At 46.1% G+C, this 20399-nt stretch carries 6 protein-coding genes; 1 reads left to right on the top strand and 5 read right to left on the bottom strand.

Going from position 1 to position 20399, the window contains the following annotated elements; all coding sequences use genetic code 11:
- Nucleotides 1–71: 71 nt before the first annotated feature.
- From QWZ17_RS11290 to QWZ17_RS11275, 4 genes are all read right to left on the bottom strand, one after another.
- Nucleotides 72–401 carry a hypothetical protein gene (locus QWZ17_RS11290; RefSeq protein WP_290305312.1) on the bottom strand — a complete coding sequence of 110 codons (330 nt, stop codon included), beginning with the start codon at nucleotides 399–401 and terminating at the stop codon, nucleotides 72–74.
- 231 nt (nucleotides 402–632) lie between these two features.
- Nucleotides 633–2594: an OmpA family protein gene (locus tag QWZ17_RS11285; RefSeq protein ID WP_290305311.1), complete on the bottom strand. Its 1962-nt coding sequence runs from the start codon at nucleotides 2592–2594 to the stop codon at nucleotides 633–635.
- 13 nt (nucleotides 2595–2607) lie between these two features.
- Entirely contained in the window at nucleotides 2608–3609 is a 1002-nt protein-coding gene (locus QWZ17_RS11280) for a PorP/SprF family type IX secretion system membrane protein (protein WP_290305310.1), read from the bottom strand.
- A 62-nt stretch (nucleotides 3610–3671) separates the two neighbouring features.
- Nucleotides 3672–15380, bottom strand: coding sequence for a T9SS type B sorting domain-containing protein (locus tag QWZ17_RS11275; protein ID WP_290305309.1), 11709 nt, complete (start codon nucleotides 15378–15380; stop codon nucleotides 3672–3674).
- Nucleotides 15381–15674: 294 nt separating this feature from the next.
- Here QWZ17_RS11275 and QWZ17_RS11270 point away from each other — a divergent pair, with 294 nt between their 5' ends.
- A complete protein-coding gene (locus QWZ17_RS11270; RefSeq protein ID WP_290305308.1) occupies nucleotides 15675–18254 on the top strand; it encodes an NACHT domain-containing protein in 2580 nt (859 codons plus the stop codon).
- Nucleotides 18255–18405: 151 nt separating this feature from the next.
- On the opposite strand, the gene QWZ17_RS11265 is transcribed toward QWZ17_RS11270, so the two are convergent.
- Nucleotides 18406–20166, bottom strand: a complete 1761-nt coding sequence (locus QWZ17_RS11265; RefSeq protein WP_290305307.1) for a PQQ-dependent sugar dehydrogenase — start codon at nucleotides 20164–20166, stop codon at nucleotides 18406–18408.
- Between the last annotated feature and the right edge of the window lie 233 nt (nucleotides 20167–20399).

The following is a 20399-nucleotide window of genomic DNA, read 5'->3' as shown; positions in this document are numbered from 1 at the left end:
GTAAAAAACTAAAACAAAAAAGCCAGTACAATCAAACTTGCCTGGCTTTTACTTATTATCCAAATCCATACCTATTCGTAAAATTTTGCCGCTATGGCTTTAAAAACTAATGCATCTTTATGTTTCACAAGCAGCTTCATCCACCAAAACTGAAATTTGCGGGGATAGGCCACCCGCTCGGTAAAATCGGCCCGATGCAAATCTTCCATGGCCAGTAGCTTATACATCACTTTGCGCGAATGATCAACAACCGCGTGCGAGCGTTGGGTGTAACCCAACATTCGGTTTATCTCGCGGTTGGTTTTGCCAATCAGTATATATTCAAATATCTCCAAATGAAGGTTTGAAAAACCCTTGGTTTTAAGCAGTGGTCTGCTTTGCGAAACTCTGTCGTGATTCATGTTTTTTGTGTTGAGGGATTATTTAATTTGATTAATTATTTCTTCGCGAGAATCAAGAGTCAAGAATCAAGAGTTAAGACTTTTTCCCTGTCGCTCTTTTTTATCTGTTCATCATCATCGTCAATGTTTTGCTCCTGATGCTTTATTTGTCTATATCTTTGATTGTATCTTATTTATAACCTACTTCCAAAAGAGTCTTGATTCCTGATTCTTGACTGTTGATTCTATTTCCTACTCTATTTTTAGTACCTTAAACTCTGTACGCCTGTTTAACTGCCGCCCTTCCGGATTGTCCTTGCCATTGGGTAAAGAGTTTGGCGCTATCGGGCGGCTTTTGCCGTACCCCTTGGCATAAATGCGGCTTTCATCAATACCACTGGCTATAATGTAATCCACACATGATTGGGCGCGGGCCTGCGATAGTTTCAGGTTATATTTATCAGATCCTATTGAATCTGTATGCGCGCTTAGCTCAACCTTTATTTTAGGGTTATCTTTTAATATGGTTACCAGTTCGTTCAGTACTGTTTTTGATTCTTCGCGCAGGGTTGCTTTGTTAAAATCGTAAAGCACGTTTTTGATCACTATAGGTTTATCAACCACAAAGGCTTGCAGGCATATATCAGGGTTATTTAGCGTATCGCCATTCATTTGGCCGCTGCCCGGCGCAGGCAATACTTTGGTGAAATAACCTTGTTTTTCCAAACTGATCTGAATTGGCCTTTTAGATGTAACCGTAAAAGCATAACGGGCAGTGTTATCGGTCACCACGCTTTTCATGATTTGTTTAGTTAAAGAGTCAATAAAGCTCACCTTGACACCTGGCAGCCCTTTGTGCGTATCGCAATCAACCACCAAACCACTCAGAATATGCTTTTTATCCACACCTTCAAACAGATTTAAACAACAATCAGATTCGCGGTCGCTGCTGATGTAAAATTTATTGCTGTCGTCATGATCGGGCAGGTAATACAAATCATCCTTTGCCGAATTCATCGGGTAACCTAAGTTTTTCGGTTCGCTCCAGGTATTATTGTTATTCCAGCTATCGTAAAAATCAAAACCACCTAAGCCAACAAACCCTTTTGAACTGTAAATGAGTCTTTTATTTACCGCATCATAATAGGGAGCCTGCTCATCCTGTGGGGTATTAATGGTAGTGCCCAGGTTGGTAGAGTTAACCGCGTCGCCGCTTGCATCCAAATCACTTACCCAAATATCATCGCCACCCTGGCCTCCCGGTTTATTAGATACAAAGTACAGTTGCTTACCATCGGCAGTAATAAAAGGCTGTATAGAGTTAAAACCGTCGGCATTCACGTTGGTGCCCATTTTTTGGGGGCTCCCCCATTCGCTGCCGGTAAGCTGGCTGTAGTAAATACCGTGTATTATTTTACTGCCATCTTTATACCAGCGGGTAAAATACATCCGCTGCCCATCTGGGCTAAAAGCCGGTGTGCCGTATTCAATGTTCAGTTTACTGGCATCGTTCTTAAAGTCGATAGCTACCGGATCATTCGGCTTATCTTTAGCTATAGTATAAACCCGGTTTAGGTGTTTACGTTCGTTTTTAAGGAAGCGCGACGATGTGAAATAACGATTACCATCCCGCTGAATCATGGCGTAATCAGACCCGTCCGAATCATAGGCCCCCGCCATTTTTTTTACTTCTATCAGCAAAGGGTATTGATACTGCTCTTTAGCGAAACGACAATTTTTAATTTCCTTTTCAGCCATCAGCTTGTACTTGCTATCGCCGGTATAGCTTTGGTTAAATTGCTCAAGCTGCACAATAGCCTCATCAAAATGTTGATTGGCACGCATACACACGCCATACCAAAAACGGGCTAAAGGGTATTCGGCCTCGTAATTTTCATTAATTACATTGTAGTACCAGCCCTCGGCCTCCAGGTAATTTTCATAAAGACGATATGAATCTGCCAGTTGATAGCAGATGTATGCCCTATCTGTCGATTTGATGTTTTTATCGGCCTTACTATCGGCATGGTACGGAATGGCCTGCTTTTTAACCAGGCTTAAGCCTTCGGCAGCTTGTTTATAATAATAAGCTGCCTCGTAGTAGTCTTTATTGTTAAAAGCCTTATCGCCAAAGGCACGCGGACTGGCCTTATACTGGGCCTTTGCCGCAATAATGGAGATAAGCAGGAGTGTGGTAAAAAATATCTTCTTCATGGATTTGGGAGATTTATAACCTTGGACAAACGGGTTCTGGTTCCTGAATCCGTTTGCGGAATACGTAGCTGATTGACAACTCCAACCCACCCTGGCTTGCGGTAGCCCGGCTTAGCGACGAGGTATTGAAGTCATAACTGGCACCAATAATCATACTGTTTACATGGTAGCCAATATTAGCAATAGCGGCATCCTGAAAGCGGTACATACCGCCAAATATTAAACCCTTATCATCGGGCATTTTCAGTTCGGCATAGGCCCCTACGGCTTTTTCCTGGGCTTTTTGCTGGCGCATGTAAATGGCGTGTGGTATTACATCAAAAAGGTCTGACGCTTTTATACGCACACCGCCATGTACGGTATATCGTAACGGCAGCTTGCTCTGGCTGCCGTCAACAGCGAATGGGTCTTTGGAGCGGGCCAGGTGTCCTACACTTACTCCCCCGAATAAGTTGGCATTATGCAGTGGATCACCGTCATAATAAAAGACACCCGCGCCCGCGTCAAAGATGGTGGCATTCGTATTTAAAAAGTTTTCGTTGCTTGGTAAGGTGGGGTCAAAGCCGCTGTTTGGATTATACTGGCTGCCAAACTGGGCTTTTGAGGGATCAAAGCTGCGGTTAATAACACCGGCGTTAATCCCGAAGCTTAATTTTTTATACCCATCATTTGATATCGCTATGGCATACCCAAAAGTACCGTAAGCGGCAAAATAATTGTAGCCTACATCGCCGGCTGCCTGGTTCAATACGTTAAACCCCACACCTACTTTATCGGTAGGGCGATAGTCTAACGAAAGCCCTTCGGTTTGATAAGCGTTGTTGATAGTGGCGTATTGATTTTTAAAATTGGCGTTAACCCGCAAATCACCATTAATAACACCGGTTAAAGCCGGATTAAGGTATATTGGATAGGCATAGTACTGCGAAAAATGCGGATCTATCTGAGCCTTTACGCGGCTGGTAAGCCCCATTTGAAGCACCACCGCCATCATCATCAAAAGTAATTTTTTCATAGTATAGGTTATTTATATTGATGTTGATTATGTGCCCCAATAGCTTGGGGCACATAATACTTTTATCTTAACAGTGTTACGGTTCCCTTCATTTTTATCGGCTGCCCATCGGTTGTTAAGCCGGTTAGGTAGTAAACATATACACCAACAGGCTGGGCGTGCCCTTTATAAGTACCGTCCCATCCGGCCGATTTATTGGTGGTGCGGAACTGTAGTTCGCCCCATTGATCGTAAATAGAGAAGTTTAAACTTTGAATGGTATTACCAAACACCTGCAATAAATCGTTATTGCCGTCCCCATTTGGCGTAAACACATTCGGTACAAAAATTCCGTTACCAAATGGATTATTGGTGGTAGCTGTAGCCTTGGCCGAATTATCGCCCAAACCACATGGGCCTACTGCCCGCACAATAAGGGTTACTGTTTGGTTGGCGCTTAAACCGCTTATTTCATGAGTGGTCCCCGCGCTGCCCGAACTTGGCGTTATAAAGGTGGTACCATTATCAACACTTACCTGGTAACCGGTAGCGCCTGGTACCGCGCCCCATGTAAACGTAACTACCGTATTGCTTGTATTGCTTGCGCTTACAACAGGCGCGGTTAAAGCAGGTAGTATGGTTACTGTTACCACGGTGCGCGTTGTAGATGCACAGCCCCCGGTATTAACCGCCTCGGCATAATAGGTGGTGTTGTTGCTGAGTGCCGGTGTGGTAAAGCTTGCTCCAGTAGCTAAAGGAACACCGCCTGTAGCATTAGCATACCAGTTTATACTGGTATTAGCTGCCGGCGTTACAGATAAGTTAGCTGTTGTACCAGAGCATATGGCAACATTTGCGGCATTTACCTGTGGCGCGGTTGGTGCAGAGGTTACAGTTACAGAAGCACTTGTACGTGTGGCCGACGCGCAACCGGTACTATTAACGGCTTCGGCATAGTAGGTGGCCGATGCTGCCAATGCAGGCGTTACAAAATTAACACCGGTAAACAATGGCGTACCGCCTGTAGTGCTCGCATACCAGTTATAAGTAAAGCCATTTTGCGGGTTAGCAATGCTCAAGGTAGCCTGTCCGCCCTGGCAATCAATAACAGCGTTATTAACCAATACCGGGGCTACCGGCGCGCTGTTTACGTTTACCTGAGCGGTTGCCAGCGCCGAACTGGCGCATGAGCCATTGGCCGCCTCTACATAAAATGTAGTGTTGGTGTTAATTACTCCCGTTGTATAGGTTGTACCGGTAAACAATTTGGTTGTTTTTGCTGCCGATGAATACCAATTGTACGTTAAGGCCGCGTTTGGCGATGCTATAGCAAGTGTTGCCGTGCTGCCCGCGCAAACAGCAACCGTTGCATTGGTTAACGCCGGTGTACCCGGTTGCGGTACTATGGTAACATTTGCAGCCAGCCTTGCCGATGGTTTACAATCCTGAGCATCTGTAGCCTCAACATAGTAGGTTGTATTTTGGGTGATAGCCGGTGTTACAAAACTGGCACCTGTATAAACCGAATTACCACCTGTTGCCGCTGTATAGAAATTATACGTTGTACCAGCCACCGGATTGGTTACATTGATGGTTGTAATACTGTTTTGGCATACGGTTAATCCCGCTGCATCAACTGTTGGCGTTGGCGCGGTTGTATTACCTGTAGTTACCTGTACCGCCGTGCGGGTTGATGACACGCAGCCTCCCGCTATGCTAACTGCCTCAACATAATACGTAGTTGTGGCCGATATTGGCGGCGTAACATAAGTTGCGCCGGTAAATACCGGTGTGCCACCCTGGGCAACGGTATACCAGTTAAAGGTAACACCCTGGGTTGTGCTGGTAGCAATAAGCGTTGCCGAATTGCCCGAACAAACTGTTGGTGTTGTTGAACCTCCCTGTGCTATTACCACCGGAGAAACAGGTAAAGCGTTTACATGTACATCTACCTTAGTTCGGCTGGATGATGCACAGCCCGTGCCGTTCACTGCCTCAACATAGTAGGAAACATCTGCCGATAAGTTAGCAGTAGTAAAGCTGGTTCCTGTAAATATTGGAGTACCACCGGTTGCCGCGGCATACCAGTTATAGGTGAAGCCAGCGGTTGGGTTATCAATACTTAAGGTAGCTTTTGAGCCTGCGCAGGTTTGCACCGGCGCGCCGCCTGCAACAACCGGGGCAGATGGCGGTGGAATAATATTTACCCTTACCTGGGCCAGGTTACTACTGTTACAACCCGAAGTATTAGCAGCCGATACGTAGAAATTGGTACTGGTTAATATCGGACCGGTAACATATGTACTGCCTGTAAACAATACGGTTGTCATCGCCGGCGAATCATACCAGGTATAGGTAATGCCTGCCAGTGGCGATGCTACAGATAAGGTCGCACTCGCGCCTGCACACACCGGCACTGTTGATGCCGTAACGGTAGGATCTGGCGGCAGCGGACTTAAAGTAACTGTAACCGGGGTACGGGCCGATGGGTTACAATTGCCTGCGGTTGCTGCCTCAACATAATAGGTGGTTGTAGCCGTAATGGCAGGCGTTGTAAATTGTGTCCCGGTGAATAGCAATGTACCACCCGTAGCAAAGTTATACCAACGGTAAACCTGATCAGCTTGCGGGTTGGTTATGCTGATGGTAATGGTCGAGCCATCGCAGGCGCTCAAGCCTCCTGCCGGCGCGGTAACCTGTGGTGGCGTTGGTATTGGCAACACAGTGACATCTGTTTTAGTACGTGTGGCGCTCACACAGCCGCTGCTGTTGGCAGCTTCAACATAGTAGCTGATGTTGGCCAGCAAATTATTGGCGGTAAATGTGGTACCTGTAAATATTGGTGTGCCACCAGTAGCTGCGGTATACCAGTTATAAACCAAACCGGCTACCGGGCTGTTTACGCTAACGGTTACGCTGCCACCACTACAAACTTGCGTAGTCGCGGCGCTTAATGTCGGCGCTGTTAAGGCACCACTTACGGTAATATTTACCGGGGTGCGGCCGCCATTATTGATACAACCTGTTGTGGTGTTTGATGCCTCAACATAATAAGTAATATTCTGGCTGATGGCAGGCGTAGTAAAGGTTGCCCCTGTGCCTGCGGCTGCACCACCGCTCGCGGCTGTGTACCAGCTGTAGGTAACGCCGGCTTCCGGTGTTAATACGCTCAACACAGCTGTGCTGTTAGCACAAACCTGTACATCGGCAGCAACAACACCTGGTTTAGATGGCCTTGCATCAACCTTTACAGTGGCCAATGTACGGGCCGGGCTGGTACAGGTACCATTGCTTATTTCGGCATAGTATGTTTGTGTGGTAACAGGGTTTACGGTGTAAGTAGTACCTGTAAATAATAAATTACCGTTGGTAGCGGCATCATACCATTTAACTGTGGCAGTGCCCGCGTTGGTTACGGTTAAGGTGGCGTTATTGCCCGCGCAAATCTCTACGTTATTGCTGGCCAATACCGGGTTAACAGGCGATGGCGTTACGTTGGCCGTAGCAGCTACCCGGTTAGGGTTAACGCAACCATTGGCGCTGCGGCTGCTCTCTACATAATAAGTTGTAGTTGCGTTTAACGCCCCAGTAGTATAGGTTGCACCGGTATGTACCAGGCTACCACCTACCGCTGCCGTATACCATTTGTAAGTTACGTTTGCTTTCGGGTTGCTCACAGTAAATGTGGCTGTGCCCCCCTGGCAAATATTATCTGTTGAAGCGGCAAGTTTTGGCGCGTCAACCTGTTTGGTGGCGTAATAAATGTTGGCCGAATTGAGGGCTGATAAAACACCGCCCAACAAGGTTACTTCTACCCGGTCATAAACCCCTTTAGGCGCAAACCTGATGATGGCGGTTTGTGAGCCGGCCAACAGGCGAATGTGTAGCAAATTACTACTCAGCTTAATGGCGTCGTTATTAGATGTAGCGCCATTGTATGATGCTATTTGCACACCATCAAGCACGCCGGCGGTAAGCAGGCTTATGGGTAATCCCAGCTTAATGGTTACGCTATCGCCCACAGCACCAGGATCGCTGAATATCAGTTGCTGACTAACATTGCCTCCTAATAAACTTACAGCCAATTGTAGCTGACTGGAGCTGGTGGTATCAGCATCAACGGCATTATTAGGGTTAGTAACTGTACAACCTACGCAAATACCTGTAGCGGTAAAGTTTTGTGTGGATGCAAAATCGCACGAAGTTGAGAAAATTGGATTCACCGTAATGGTAACCGGTGTGCGTGTTGGGCTGGTACAGCCTGTTGCGGCAAGTGTACTTTCAACATAGTATACCATACTTGAGGTAAGCGCCGGGGTAGTAAATGTTGCGCCGGTAAAAATAGGCGAGCCGCCACTTGCCGCGGTATACCAATTAAAGGCAGCCCCGGCGGTGCTTGATGTCGCTTTAATTACCGCCGTTTGACCGGAAGTGATCTGGGCATTAGATGGTGTTACAGTTAAAGTTGGTGCAACAGGAGTTGGGTTAACCACAACATCTGTTTTTGCCCTGGTTGAGCTAACACAACTGCCTGCTGCTGCCTCTACATAATAAGATGTATTGGCATTAAGGTTCGGGGTGGTAAATTGTGCCCCGGTAAATATTGGCGTACCGCCGGTAGCAGCAGTGTACCAGTTAAAGGTAACGCCCGGCTGGGTAGATGAGGCCGATAATACAGCTGATGAGCCTGAACAGGTTTGCACCGTAGCCTGTGCAACCTGTGGTACCAATGGGGTAGCGGTTACGTTGGCTGTTACCTGTGTACGGGTAGAGCTTCCGCATGAACCTGCACCTTCGGCTTCAACAAAGTACGATGTTGTTTGGCTTAGCGCGGCTGTAGTATAGCTATTACCGGTATGTACCAATGTACCGCCGGTTGCAGCTGTATACCAATTAAAAGTAACTCCGCTTACAGGTGTTGCGGCAAACGTAGCCGGCGAACCCGAGCATATGGTAACATTTGCTGTTGCAACCACCGGTGCTGCCGGAGTCGGCGTTACTGTAACAGTTACCGGTGTACGGGTAACCTGGGTACAGCCATCAGCTGTTCTGCTGGCTTCGGCGTAGTAGGTTGTTGTGCTATTTAAAACCGGTGTATTAAATGTTGCTCCCGTAAATACAGGGTTGCCACCTGTAGGGGTGGTGTACCATTTTACCGTAACATAGTTTGGTACTGTGGCGGTAAGTGTGGCTTGTGTTCCGGAGCAGGCGGTTACAGCATTGGCCGTAATTACCGGCGCGGCTACTTCCTGCGCGGCATCATAAATATTCAATGTGTTTAAAACACCGGCAACTCCTGAATTAAGCCTAACCTCAATCCTGTCAAAATCGGCACCGGCTTTAAATGCAACCCTAAAACGGCTTGTACCGCTTAGTAATTGGATGCTTAACAACGAACCATTTACATTAAAACGATCGTTATTATAAGTAGCACCGTTATAGGTAGCAAGGCTAATTTGCGATAGCACCCCTACACTGGCCAATGCACCCGGTATACCCAGGTCAACCACTACGGTATCGCCTGCCCGGCCTGTGTTTGCAAAGCGCAATGTTTGTTGCGAATAGCCACCCAATAAACCTACTGGCGTACTCAATTGCGAGAAGGTATTGCTGTTGGCATCAACAGATCCGGTGGCATTATTGATACCGCAAAGTAAACAGAGTGTGCCGCTGGTGGTATTGGTTTGGTCGATAGCCGCGTCGCAAGGTACCGGATTATTGCTGATGGCGTTGATGGTAACGCTTCCAGCTGCACGGGTAGCCGATTTTGAGCCTGTTGCACTCACTACGGCCTCAGCATAATAAGTGGTTGGCGCAAACAATGGCGGCGACGTAAAGGTAGCGCCGGTATAAATGCTGGTGCCACCGGTTGCGGTAGTATACCAGTTAAATATAGTACCGGGAGTTGTTGATGAAGCGGTTAAGGTAGCCGATGTACCCGCGTTTACAGCCTGTGTTGGCGGTGCAACTGCTACATCTGGTATAACCAATGGTGTAACGATAACCGGAACAACGGTTCTGTCTGGTGATACGCAGTTACCCAAAACGGTTTCGGCATAATATGTTGTATTGGCTGATAAAGCCGGCGTGGTAAATGTACTTCCGGTAAATACCGCTGTACCGCCGGTGGCTTGTGTATACCATTTAATAGTGGCATTGGTGGCCGCTGTAGCTTTAAATGTAGCGGTTTGGCCGGTGTTGATGCTGGCACTGGCAGGGATCACCGTTGGTTTTGCCGGTGGATCATCTACCGTAACCACCACCGCGTAACGTGTTGGACTTACGCAGGTACCTCGGCTGTATTCAACGTAATAAGTAGTATTGGCATTCAGGTTCGGTGTAGTATAAGTAGTGCCGGTATGTAATGACGCGCCACCTGTTGGGGTAGCATACCAGTTGAACGTTCCGTTTGCAGGCGATGGTGCAGTAATGGAAACCACGGCAGGGCTACCCTTACAAACCTCAGTTGATGCCGGGTTAAATATTGGTTTTGGATATTGCTGCAATGCATAGTAAACCTGTAATGAGGTAAGGAGATTAGCCACACCAGAGTTAAGCCTGATGCGCAACCTATCGTAAGCCGCGGTTGCCGGAATGAGCACTACGTAACGGTTTGTGCCGCTCAGCAATCTCACCGTGATAAGGTTATTATCTAAAGTGTAAGTATTTGCCACGGTAGCACCGTTTAGCAACGATACCTGGATGGCGCTCAACACACCCACATCGGCCAAACCTACAGGGCTTTGTAAAACCAGCCTGATGGTATCACCGGCAAAACCAGCTTGTTGAAACTGCACAGTTTGCTCACTGTAGCCTCCCAATAAACCGGCGGTTACTGTTAAGGTAGACGCGGTAGTTGTATCGGCATCAGTTGCCAATAACGGGTTGGTAATTCCGCACAGTACGCAAACACCATTTACATCATTGGTTTGCGTGTTGGCAAATGAACAAGGCGCGTTATTGTTTATAGTAACATTAATGGTTACGGCAGTACGGGCGGCCGACTGACAGCCCGCCGCGTTAACACCCGCCACGTAGTAGGTGGTGGTGCTGTATAATAATGGCGTAGTGTAAGTATTCCCTGTAAATACCGGGGTAGCCGCCGCTGCCGAAGTGTACCAATTGTAAGTAACACCGGTTTCCGCGTTGGTAACAGATATCGTAGCGCTTTGGCCTGCCGCAACTGTTAAACTATTGGCCGCCAAAACAGGGTTAGCCGGTTTTGGGCTAACAGTTACCGCCGCCAGCGATCTGCTTGCACTGGTACAGCCGGTTACATTCACCGCCTCTGCATAGTAATTGGTATTGGCATGTAAGGCCGGCGTGGTAAAGTTTACACCAGTGTATAGCACGGTACCACCTGTAGCGGTACTGTACCAGTTATAGGTTTGCCCGGCAACCGGGTTAGCTACTGATAGGATGGTGACATCGCCATCGCAAATGGTTACGGTTGGCGTGCTGATGGTTGGTGCCGATGGTAAGGCACTAACCGTTGCAGTTACTTTGGTGCGGGTCGCGCTTATGCAGGTTCCGCCGGCTACTGCCTCGGCATAAAAACTGGTGGTTGAGTTTAATGCTGCTGTAGTATAACTGTTGCCCGTAAATACCGGGGTGCCGCCGGTTGCAGTGGTATACCAGTTTATGGTTACGCCTGTAACCGGGCTTGCGCTGAATGTTGCTGTTGAGCCAGGGCAAACGGTAGCGTTAGCATTGGCTATAACCGGTGCTGCAGGTGTAGTGGTTACTGTTACAGTTACCGGCGTGCGGGTACCCTGGGTACAACCGTCTGATGTTCTGCTTGCTTCGGCATAATAAGTTGTGGTAGCATTTAAAACAGGCGTATTGAAGGTAGCCCCGGTAAATACCGGCGTACCACCTGTGGCTGTTGTATACCATTTTACGGTAACGTAGTTTGGTACTGTAGCGGTAAGCGTGCTCTGTGTTCCGGCGCAGGTTGATACCGCATTTGCAGTGATCACCGGCGCGGCAACTTCCTGCGCGGCATCGTAAATATTTAAAGTGTTTAATACCCCGGCTACGCCAGAGTTAAGCCTAACCTCTACCCTATCAAAATCGGCAGTGGCTTTAAAGGCTACACGGAACAAACTTGTCCCGCTCAGCAAACGGATGGTTAATAAATTGCCATTAACATTAGTACGGTCATTATTGTAAGTAGCCCCATTGTAAGTAGCCAGGCTAATTTGCGATAATACGCCTACACTGGCCAGGCTGCCGGGAATACCCAGGTCAACAATTACGCTATCACCAACATGAGCCACATTAGCAAACTGAAGTGTCTGTTGCGAATAGCCCCCTAATAAACCTACAGGCGTGCTTAATTGCGAGAAGGTATTGCTGTTGGCATCAATAGCGCCGCCAGGATTACCGATGCCGCAAAGTACACAAAGCAAACCGCTGGTAGTATTGGTTTGGGCAATGGCGGCGTCGCAAGGTACCGGGTTGCTGCCAACCGGGTTTACAGTAACGCTGCCTGCCGCCCTGGTTGCCGATTTGGTGCCGGTAGCGGTAACCACAGCCTCGGCATAGTAAGTAGTATTGCTAAATACCGCCGGCGACGTAAATGTGGCGCCTGTGAATATACTGGTACCACCCGTTGGTGTAGTGTACCAGTTAAATATAGTACCCGGCGTGGTTGATGATGCGGTAATAGTTGCCGATGTACCGGCGTTTACGGCCTGAGTGGGCGGGTTTACAGTTACATCGGGGATAACCACTGGTGTAACCGTTACCGGAACCACGGTTCTATCTGGTGATACGCAGTTACCTAAAACAGTTTCGGCATAATAGGTGGTGTTGGCATTTAAAACCGGGGTAGTAAATGTGCCTCCGGTAAATACAGGCGTACCGCCGGTGGCTTGTGTATACCAGTTAATGGTAGCGTTGGTAACAGCAGTTGCTTTAAATGTAGCGGTTTGCCCACTGTTAATGCTGGCACTGGTTGGTGTAACCACTGGTTTCGCCGGCGGATCATCTACCGTAACGGTAACCGCGTAGCGCGTTGGGCTTACGCAGGTACCTCGGCTATATTCTACATAATAAGTAGTATTGGCATTTAACGCCGGTGTAGTATAAGTAGTACCGGTGTGTAATGACGAACCTCCGGTTGGAGCCGCATACCAGTTAAATGTGCCATTTGCAGGCGATGGCGCGGTAATAGATACCGTAGCAGGGCTGCCCTTACAAACTTCTGTTGATGCAGGGTTAAATATTGGTTTGGGATATTGCTGTACAGCGTAATAAATCTGTAATGATGTAAGCAGATTGGCGATACCGGAGTTAAGCCTGATCTGCAACCTGTCATAAGCCGCGGTAGCAGGGATTAAAACTACATAACGGTTAGTGCCGTTTAGCAATCTCACCGTAATAAGGTTATTATCCAATGTATAAGTGTTAGCTACCGTAGCACCGTTTAACAACGATACCTGTATAGCGCTCAACACACCTGCATCGGCCAGGCCAACCGGGCTTTGTAATACCAGTTTAATAGTATCTTTTGCAAAACCTGCTTGTTGAAACTGGATGGTTTGCTCACTGTATCCGCCCAATAAACCGGCAGTTACTGTTAAGGTTGATGCCGTGGTAGTATCAGCATCAGTCGCCAGCAAAGGATTGGTGATACCGCACAATACGCAAACACCATTTACATCATTAGTTTGCTGATTGGCAAATGTACACGGGGCGTTATTATTAATGGTAACATTAATGGTAACCGCAGTTCTGGCAGCAGATTGGCAACCGGCCGCATTTACAGCCGCTACATAATAAGTAGTGCTGCTATACAATAAAGGGGTAGTATAAGGGTTACCTGTAAACACCGGCGTAGCCGCAGCTGCCGATGTGTACCAGTTATAAGTGTTACCTGCCTGCGCATTACTTACTGTTATAGTAGCAGTTTGGCCGGCGACAATTGTTGAGTTATTGGCACTTAAAACCGGGTTAGCCGGTTTAGGGCTTACCGTTACGGTAGCTTGTGCACGTGTTGCGCTGGCACAACCAGTTACATTTACCGCTTCGGCGTAATAATTTGTGTTGGCATGTAATGCGGGAGTGGTAAAGTTTGCGCCCGTACCTAATATGGTACCGCCTGTTGAAGCGCCATACCAATTATAAGTTTGGCCGGCAACAGGGTTCGCTATTGATAATATGGCTACATCCCCATCGCAAATGGTTACGGCCGGTGCGGTAATGGTTGGCACCACAGGCAGCGGACTAACTGTTGCTGTAACTTTTGTGCGGGTTGGGCTTACACAGGTACCGCCGGCCACAGCTTCGGCATAAAGGCTTGTGGTACTTGCCAAAGCGGCTGTTGTATAGTTGTTGCCGGTAAATATTGGTGTACCGCCGGTTGCAGCGGTATACCAGTTTACGGTAACTCCAGCTACCGGCGTAGCGCTAAAAGTTGCCGTAGCCCCAGGGCAAACAGTCGCGTTGGCATTGACAATAACCGGCGCTGCGGGGATCTGGCTTACGGTAACCACCACCGGGGCCCGCTCAGACTCGTTGGTGCAACCAATGCGACTTGCACCTACATAATAAGTTGTAGCTGCGTTTAAGGCTGGAGTTGTAAATGTGGTGCCTGCACCCGCTATGGCAGTGCCGCCCGTTTGGGTGGTGTACCAGGCAAATGTGGTATTCGGCACCGGGCTTACACTGAAACTTACCGTACTGCCAGCGCAAATAGATGTAGCGTTGGTTGCTACATTACCAATCTTAATTATCGGCCTCGGAATCAGTTTTTCGCCTTCATATAAATTTAGGGTTGATAGCACGTTGGCTGCAACGCTGCCCAGCCTTACCTGTACCCTATCAAATAGTTTAGATGGGGCATAGGTTACAACAACCTTACTAAGGGTTGAACCTACAGATAACAAACCCAGCAATTGCACCTGTAATAAATTGCTGTTCAAAAATACAGCGTCGTTGTTACTGGTATTGCCATTAAAGGTTAACAACGATATGCTGGATAGTACACCCGCGTTTAACAAAGTTGTAGGCACTGCCATAGTGAGCCGAACAGAATCGCCCAGAACAGATGTTTGATTAAAAATGATGGTTTGTTGCGCGTAGGCACCCAAAACGTTTACCCCGGCGTTTAATGTCGACGCGGTATTGATGTTGCCGTCAATAGCATTTTGTGGATTGGCTACCCCCCCAATATCTACCCCCAGGTTTAAAAGCCCTGCGGAAATACCGTGCAATTCGTCAAACGCTGCACTGCATGAGGCGGCGCTGTTATCGGTATAAAAAGCATCGTACACATATATACTGCTTAACACGGCAGCCAGGCCGCCGTTAAGTGTCACCCTAACCCTGTCATAAGTTTGGCCGGGGGTGATAATAACTTCGTACTGATTATTATTACTTACCGCGGTAATCAAAGTGGGCAATGCAACCGGGCTGCCTATGGCCGAACTGCCGTTATAAGCCTGTATAGTAACAGCGCCCAGCACAGTCAAATCTGCCAGGTTATCCGCAGTACCCAACTTTATTGTTACCGGGGTACCGGCAGCTACTTTTGCAGCGCCCGGAAATATAAGCTCCTGGTAAGTTTGCGCTAATACCCCAAGTGTTAAATTTAATGTAGATGAGGTTTGCAGATTTCCGTCGACAGCGTTACCCTGGTTGGTTACAACGCACCCCGCGCAAAGCAAACTCGGGCTGCTGCTTGCCTGGTTAGTTGCAAAATGATGCTGACCAAATATTTTACTTGAAGAAAATAATAGCAAACATAAAATTTTTATGTACCTGCTAAAGAGAGTAGAAGTTCTCATGCAAATGTATTTAAGGTAGGTGCATTTATTACACAGCCTAAAAGTACAGTTGCATCAAGAAATATTATTAATACATCTTATTCACTTATTTCGTGGTCATTAAATACCATTCATATTAAACATGATTGTTCATTCTGTTCATTAAAAAAATTCTTACAACCAGGCGCTATTTTATTTACGTATGTCTTGATAAATACGGTATACGTCGTTTTTATTAGGTAAATTGGATCAAAACATTTTACCATACTTCAAACGTATAATAATAACGTATGATAATGATAAAACCATATAACCATGATAACCTTTTCACCAACACTATTTGAAATTCTTAAAATCAGGGTGCTGGATCGCTCCGATATTAAGAGCATCACCCCCGGTGATTGTAAAGAACTTTCGGCAATGATATTTGCAGGAACAAAACTTACCGTAAGCGAAACCACTCTGAAACGGGTATATGGTTTTGCATTCAGCAAGTTTAAGCCCTCGCTATTTACCATTGAAGTGATGGCCAAATACTGTGGTTATATAGGCTGGGACGATTTCTGCTTAAAACAGGAAAGCCTTGCTGTAAAGACAACTAATACCGATGTGGATTGGAAAATACTGAGCCAAAACGCGGCAAAAATCACCAATTTTACCTTACAGGCCTTAAAGAACCGTACAGGTATTCCCTATAATCAAACTATTGAAAGGAAATTCATTAACGACCACTTTGATGAGTTTTTAACCGGCGATTATACTGGCACCGTTATCATGGCGCCATCTGGCTATGGTAAAACGCTGGCACTTTGCCATTGGGTTGATGAAAAAATTGCTGTTAATGATAATAAAGATATCATACTGTTTTTTAGCAGCAGCGCATTGATGAACGTTTTTTTAAGCGGTCGCGATTTAAACGACTGGTTGCTGGCTTTGCTTGGCTATTCATCCGATGATGACATTGCCGCCTTATTTGATATTAACAAACGGGGCAATGGTAAATTTTATTTTATCATAGACGGACTGGATGAGCACATGTTCAAAATAGAGCAATTCCATCTTTTACTTAATCAACTCACCAATATTTTTTCTTTTTACCAATCACATGACTGGTTTAAACTAATCCTTACCATGCGTTCGGCCAACTGGATGAACAACCGGCACGAGATGGATTTTGACCATGAAAAATGGTTTACCGGTTTTGTAACCGATAATAACCTTGTAACCAACGTGCCGCTGTTTACATTAAATGAAATTAAGGCGCTTTGCCTTAATATAAACCCGGCCATTCAAAACTTTATGGCCATTGATATTGCCAAAAACTTTAATCATCCCCTATACTTTCAGTTTTATTATAAGCAACATAAGGACGATTTTAGTTTTGGCTCGGCAGATCATATCTGCATTCATGACCTTATATCAACGTTTATACTTAATAAAGTATACCTGGGCCATTATGCCACAGAAAAAATTATTTTGCTGCGCACCCTGGTAGGCGAAATGGATTTTACAAAGGATCAATATGAAATTGACAAGCTGAAAGTAAATGACCTGCTTAAACAATACAGCCATGCCTATGCCGAATTGCTGAGCATTGGTTTTTTAAGGGAGATTAACATAAGCAGCAGCTTAATGTTTAAAACAATTATCCAGTTTGGTAACAGTAACTTTTTAGAATATACTATCGCGAAAACCTTACTTTTTGAAAACGAATCGAGCTTTAACCTGCAGCTTGTTCATTCCATAAATGATAAATTCAATAACAACGAGCATAAACTGCCCATTATAAAATGGTGCCTGATGAATGCTGTTAAAAACGGGCAGCAGGAAAGCTTTGCGTTATTGGCTTATACACGCCTTAATCCTAAAGAAAAATTAGATTTAGTGGTATTTATTGGTGATTTGCTGTTAAAAATATCCTCGTCGCCTATTTATTCAGAAACCGTTGCCAACTACTTTAAGGCCGATTGTACCGACGATTTGTTCTATTACTTTTTCGGGCTTGAATACATCAACCTGGATTATAAAAACACTCTGCAAACACTGCTGAAATTTGACCTCGCCAATAGTAAAAAGGCGCTTGTTTATACAGCATTGGCAACCATATCTATCTTCCAGCTTGATCTTAACGGTATGGATGATAATTTAAAAAAGCTGAGAAGTTTCTCGCCCGAAGATTTTCAGCATTTCGATATCAACCCGCTACACTGCTTAGATGCCATTTACCAGTATTTTAAATATGGCATTATCAAAAAAGAGTTTTTCGCGGAGTTAACCCGGTTTTACTTTAACCCGCCAAAACACAAAACCGCTGTTCATACCTTTAAAGGTAACGACCTTATTTACCTGCTTGCCGGTTATTCATTATCCATCACCCAAAAACCAATTAAGGTGTTAAGGTTTATAAACGCCACTCAAAAAACATGTAAAACCTGTTTAGATTCATCGTTTACTTATCGCTTCTTTTTAAAAGTGATGGCTTCAAGCGCATACTTCTTCCTTTACAGCGAAACCGAGATGCTGCGGATGTATGAGTCTTTATCAACTGCCTGTAAGCTCAGAGAAAATTCGGCCACTCCTTTTATGCGGGCGTTTTTGTATTGCGTTAAAATAAAAGCCGCCATTATGCTCAACGATATAGCCAGCATCAACGGCCATTTAACCCAATTTTATCAAATGTGCGATGAATCGGGCAATAAGCTATCCAAACTGTTCATCCATTTTATACTCATCAATTGCGAACAAATCCGGATCATGGACCCGCAACTGTACAGGCAGATATCTTATAACCATACCAAACTGATGCGCGAATGCGGCCTGAGTCCCGAAATATTGGTAAGGCCGCAGGAGGAAGAACCGACAGTATTAAAATTAAATATCAGTACGCCGTATTAAGCGACATTAGATTAGCGCCTTAAATAATGATTAGCACGCTGTAGATACCAGACTTGCGAAGTTTTAAAAACTTCGCAAGTCTTTCGTCATTTATAGGTTTCGGGTTTTCATGAGTTTTCTATTTCATAACACCCCACCTTTTACAGCAGGCTTACTTTACTCCCAAACTTGCCCTAATCGTTTTCACTTCGGATGCCGTAACCAAACTACTGTTATTGCCAAAATTACTGCGGATGTATGTAAGCACGGCAGCGATATCGCCGTCGCTTAAAAAATTATGTTTAGGCATTACGCTATTGTAAGGTTTATTTTTCACCTGCACCGGCCCTTCTAAACCGCTCAATAGCACACGTATTCCAGGCTCTTTTTCCATATATTTCCCGCCCGTTACCCATTCAGATCCGCTTAGCGGCGGGAAAAGGTTACCATCTCCCTTACCATTTTTTTGGTGACAGTTAACACAGTATTTATTGTAGATAAGGGCGCCACCTTTAAGCATACCCGTGGCAATGTTGTTGCGTACCTGGTTAGGTATTTTAAAATTGGGCAGTTGTTTACGTTGCTCCATTTTAGCAAGCTGATTTTTACCAAACCGTGCTTTATCGCCCTCATAAAAAATGCGCCATACCCGTCCTTTTTCTGTATCGCTCACATATAACGAACCATCGGGGCCCATTGATAACCCCATAGGGCGGCACTCGGCGTCGCTTACGCTTACTACCGTGTTTCGCCCGGCAAAACCATCGGCAAATATTTCCCAGTTGCCTGCCGGTTTACCATCTTTAAAAGGAACAAAAGCCACAAAAAAACCAGCCTGCGGATATGGCGACCGGTTGGTTGAACCATGGAAAGCCACAAAAGCCCCATTTTTATATCTTGCAGGAAACTGATTGCCGGTGTAAAACAGTAAATCGTTAGGAGCCCAATGTGCCTGGAAAGCAATCAGAGGTTGCGCGTATTTAGCGCCCTCGCCTGCCTTTTTACCATCGCCGCCATACTCGGGGTTAAGCAGTTTTTTATGCTGAATAGGATCGTAATAATAATACGGCCAGCCTACATCGGTGCCTTGTTTAATTTTCAAAAACTCCTCGGCCGGCGCAACCGCGCTTTGCCAGGCGCTAAACTTTTTGGGGAACAGCAGGCGTAAATCGTCGCGCCCGTGAGCAACCACGTACAGGCAGTTATCGGCGTTATTCCAATCCATAGCTACTACACTGCGCAAACCTGTGGCATAACGGGTGCCATCTCTTTGCTCCTGATTGGGCTTGGCCTCATCAAACTGCCAGATGCCGCCATACTCCTGCAATAGCGGGCAACCCTTAATCCCCGGCGAGCCGGGCACCCTGTTTTGCTGTTGGCAGGCGTTTGATGGCGCTCCAAAAGCCACGTACATATGTCCGCTGTTATCAAAAGCCAACGGTTTGGCATCATGCTCATGCTCGCCATGGATATCGTGCAAAATCAACTCAAGCGGACCATTGGGCACCAAGGTATTGGGGTTTAATTTAGTTCGATAAACATTTACTTCCGAACTAAAATATAAATAGCCTTTATGCACCCGCATGGCTGTGCCGTATGGCCCCTTATCATCATAATTACCAAACTTTACGATAGTATCAGCCCTGCCATCATGATCGGTATCGCGGGCGGCAACATTACCACCTATAGAATCGGGGAAGCGGAGTTTTACATAGATATCGCCGTCGGTATTTACAGCCAGGTGCCGTGCGCGACCCGCCAGGCTGTCAATTACAATAGTAGCCTTAAAATTGCCGGGCAGGTATAGCCCGCCATTATTGACATCGGCTTTAAGGGTTTTATCGGTGCTGATTTTTACTGAAAAGCCAAACGTTATAATCGCAAGCGAGATGACCAACACAGCCGTTAAGGGCTTGCATATAATCCTCTTCATATTTAAAAAAATGTTGTTTTTCATACCGGGGATCATGCCGATTAAATCAGCAGCAATTAGTTGCCGGTAGTAAAAGAAATTTGAGGGGTAAATGTTTAGATATTTTGCGGGAAAAATATGCTAAGTATATCAACCGATAGCTTACAATTATCAAAAAAGCTATGGCATTTATTTTATAAGCTTGCCTGATACATATAGATGGCCCATATAAAAACCACTCACCATGCCGCTAA

Source organism: Mucilaginibacter flavus (genome assembly GCF_030409315.1).
Taxonomy (GTDB): domain Bacteria; phylum Bacteroidota; class Bacteroidia; order Sphingobacteriales; family Sphingobacteriaceae; genus Mucilaginibacter; species Mucilaginibacter flavus.
This window is presented reverse-complemented; position numbering and strand designations above follow the sequence as displayed.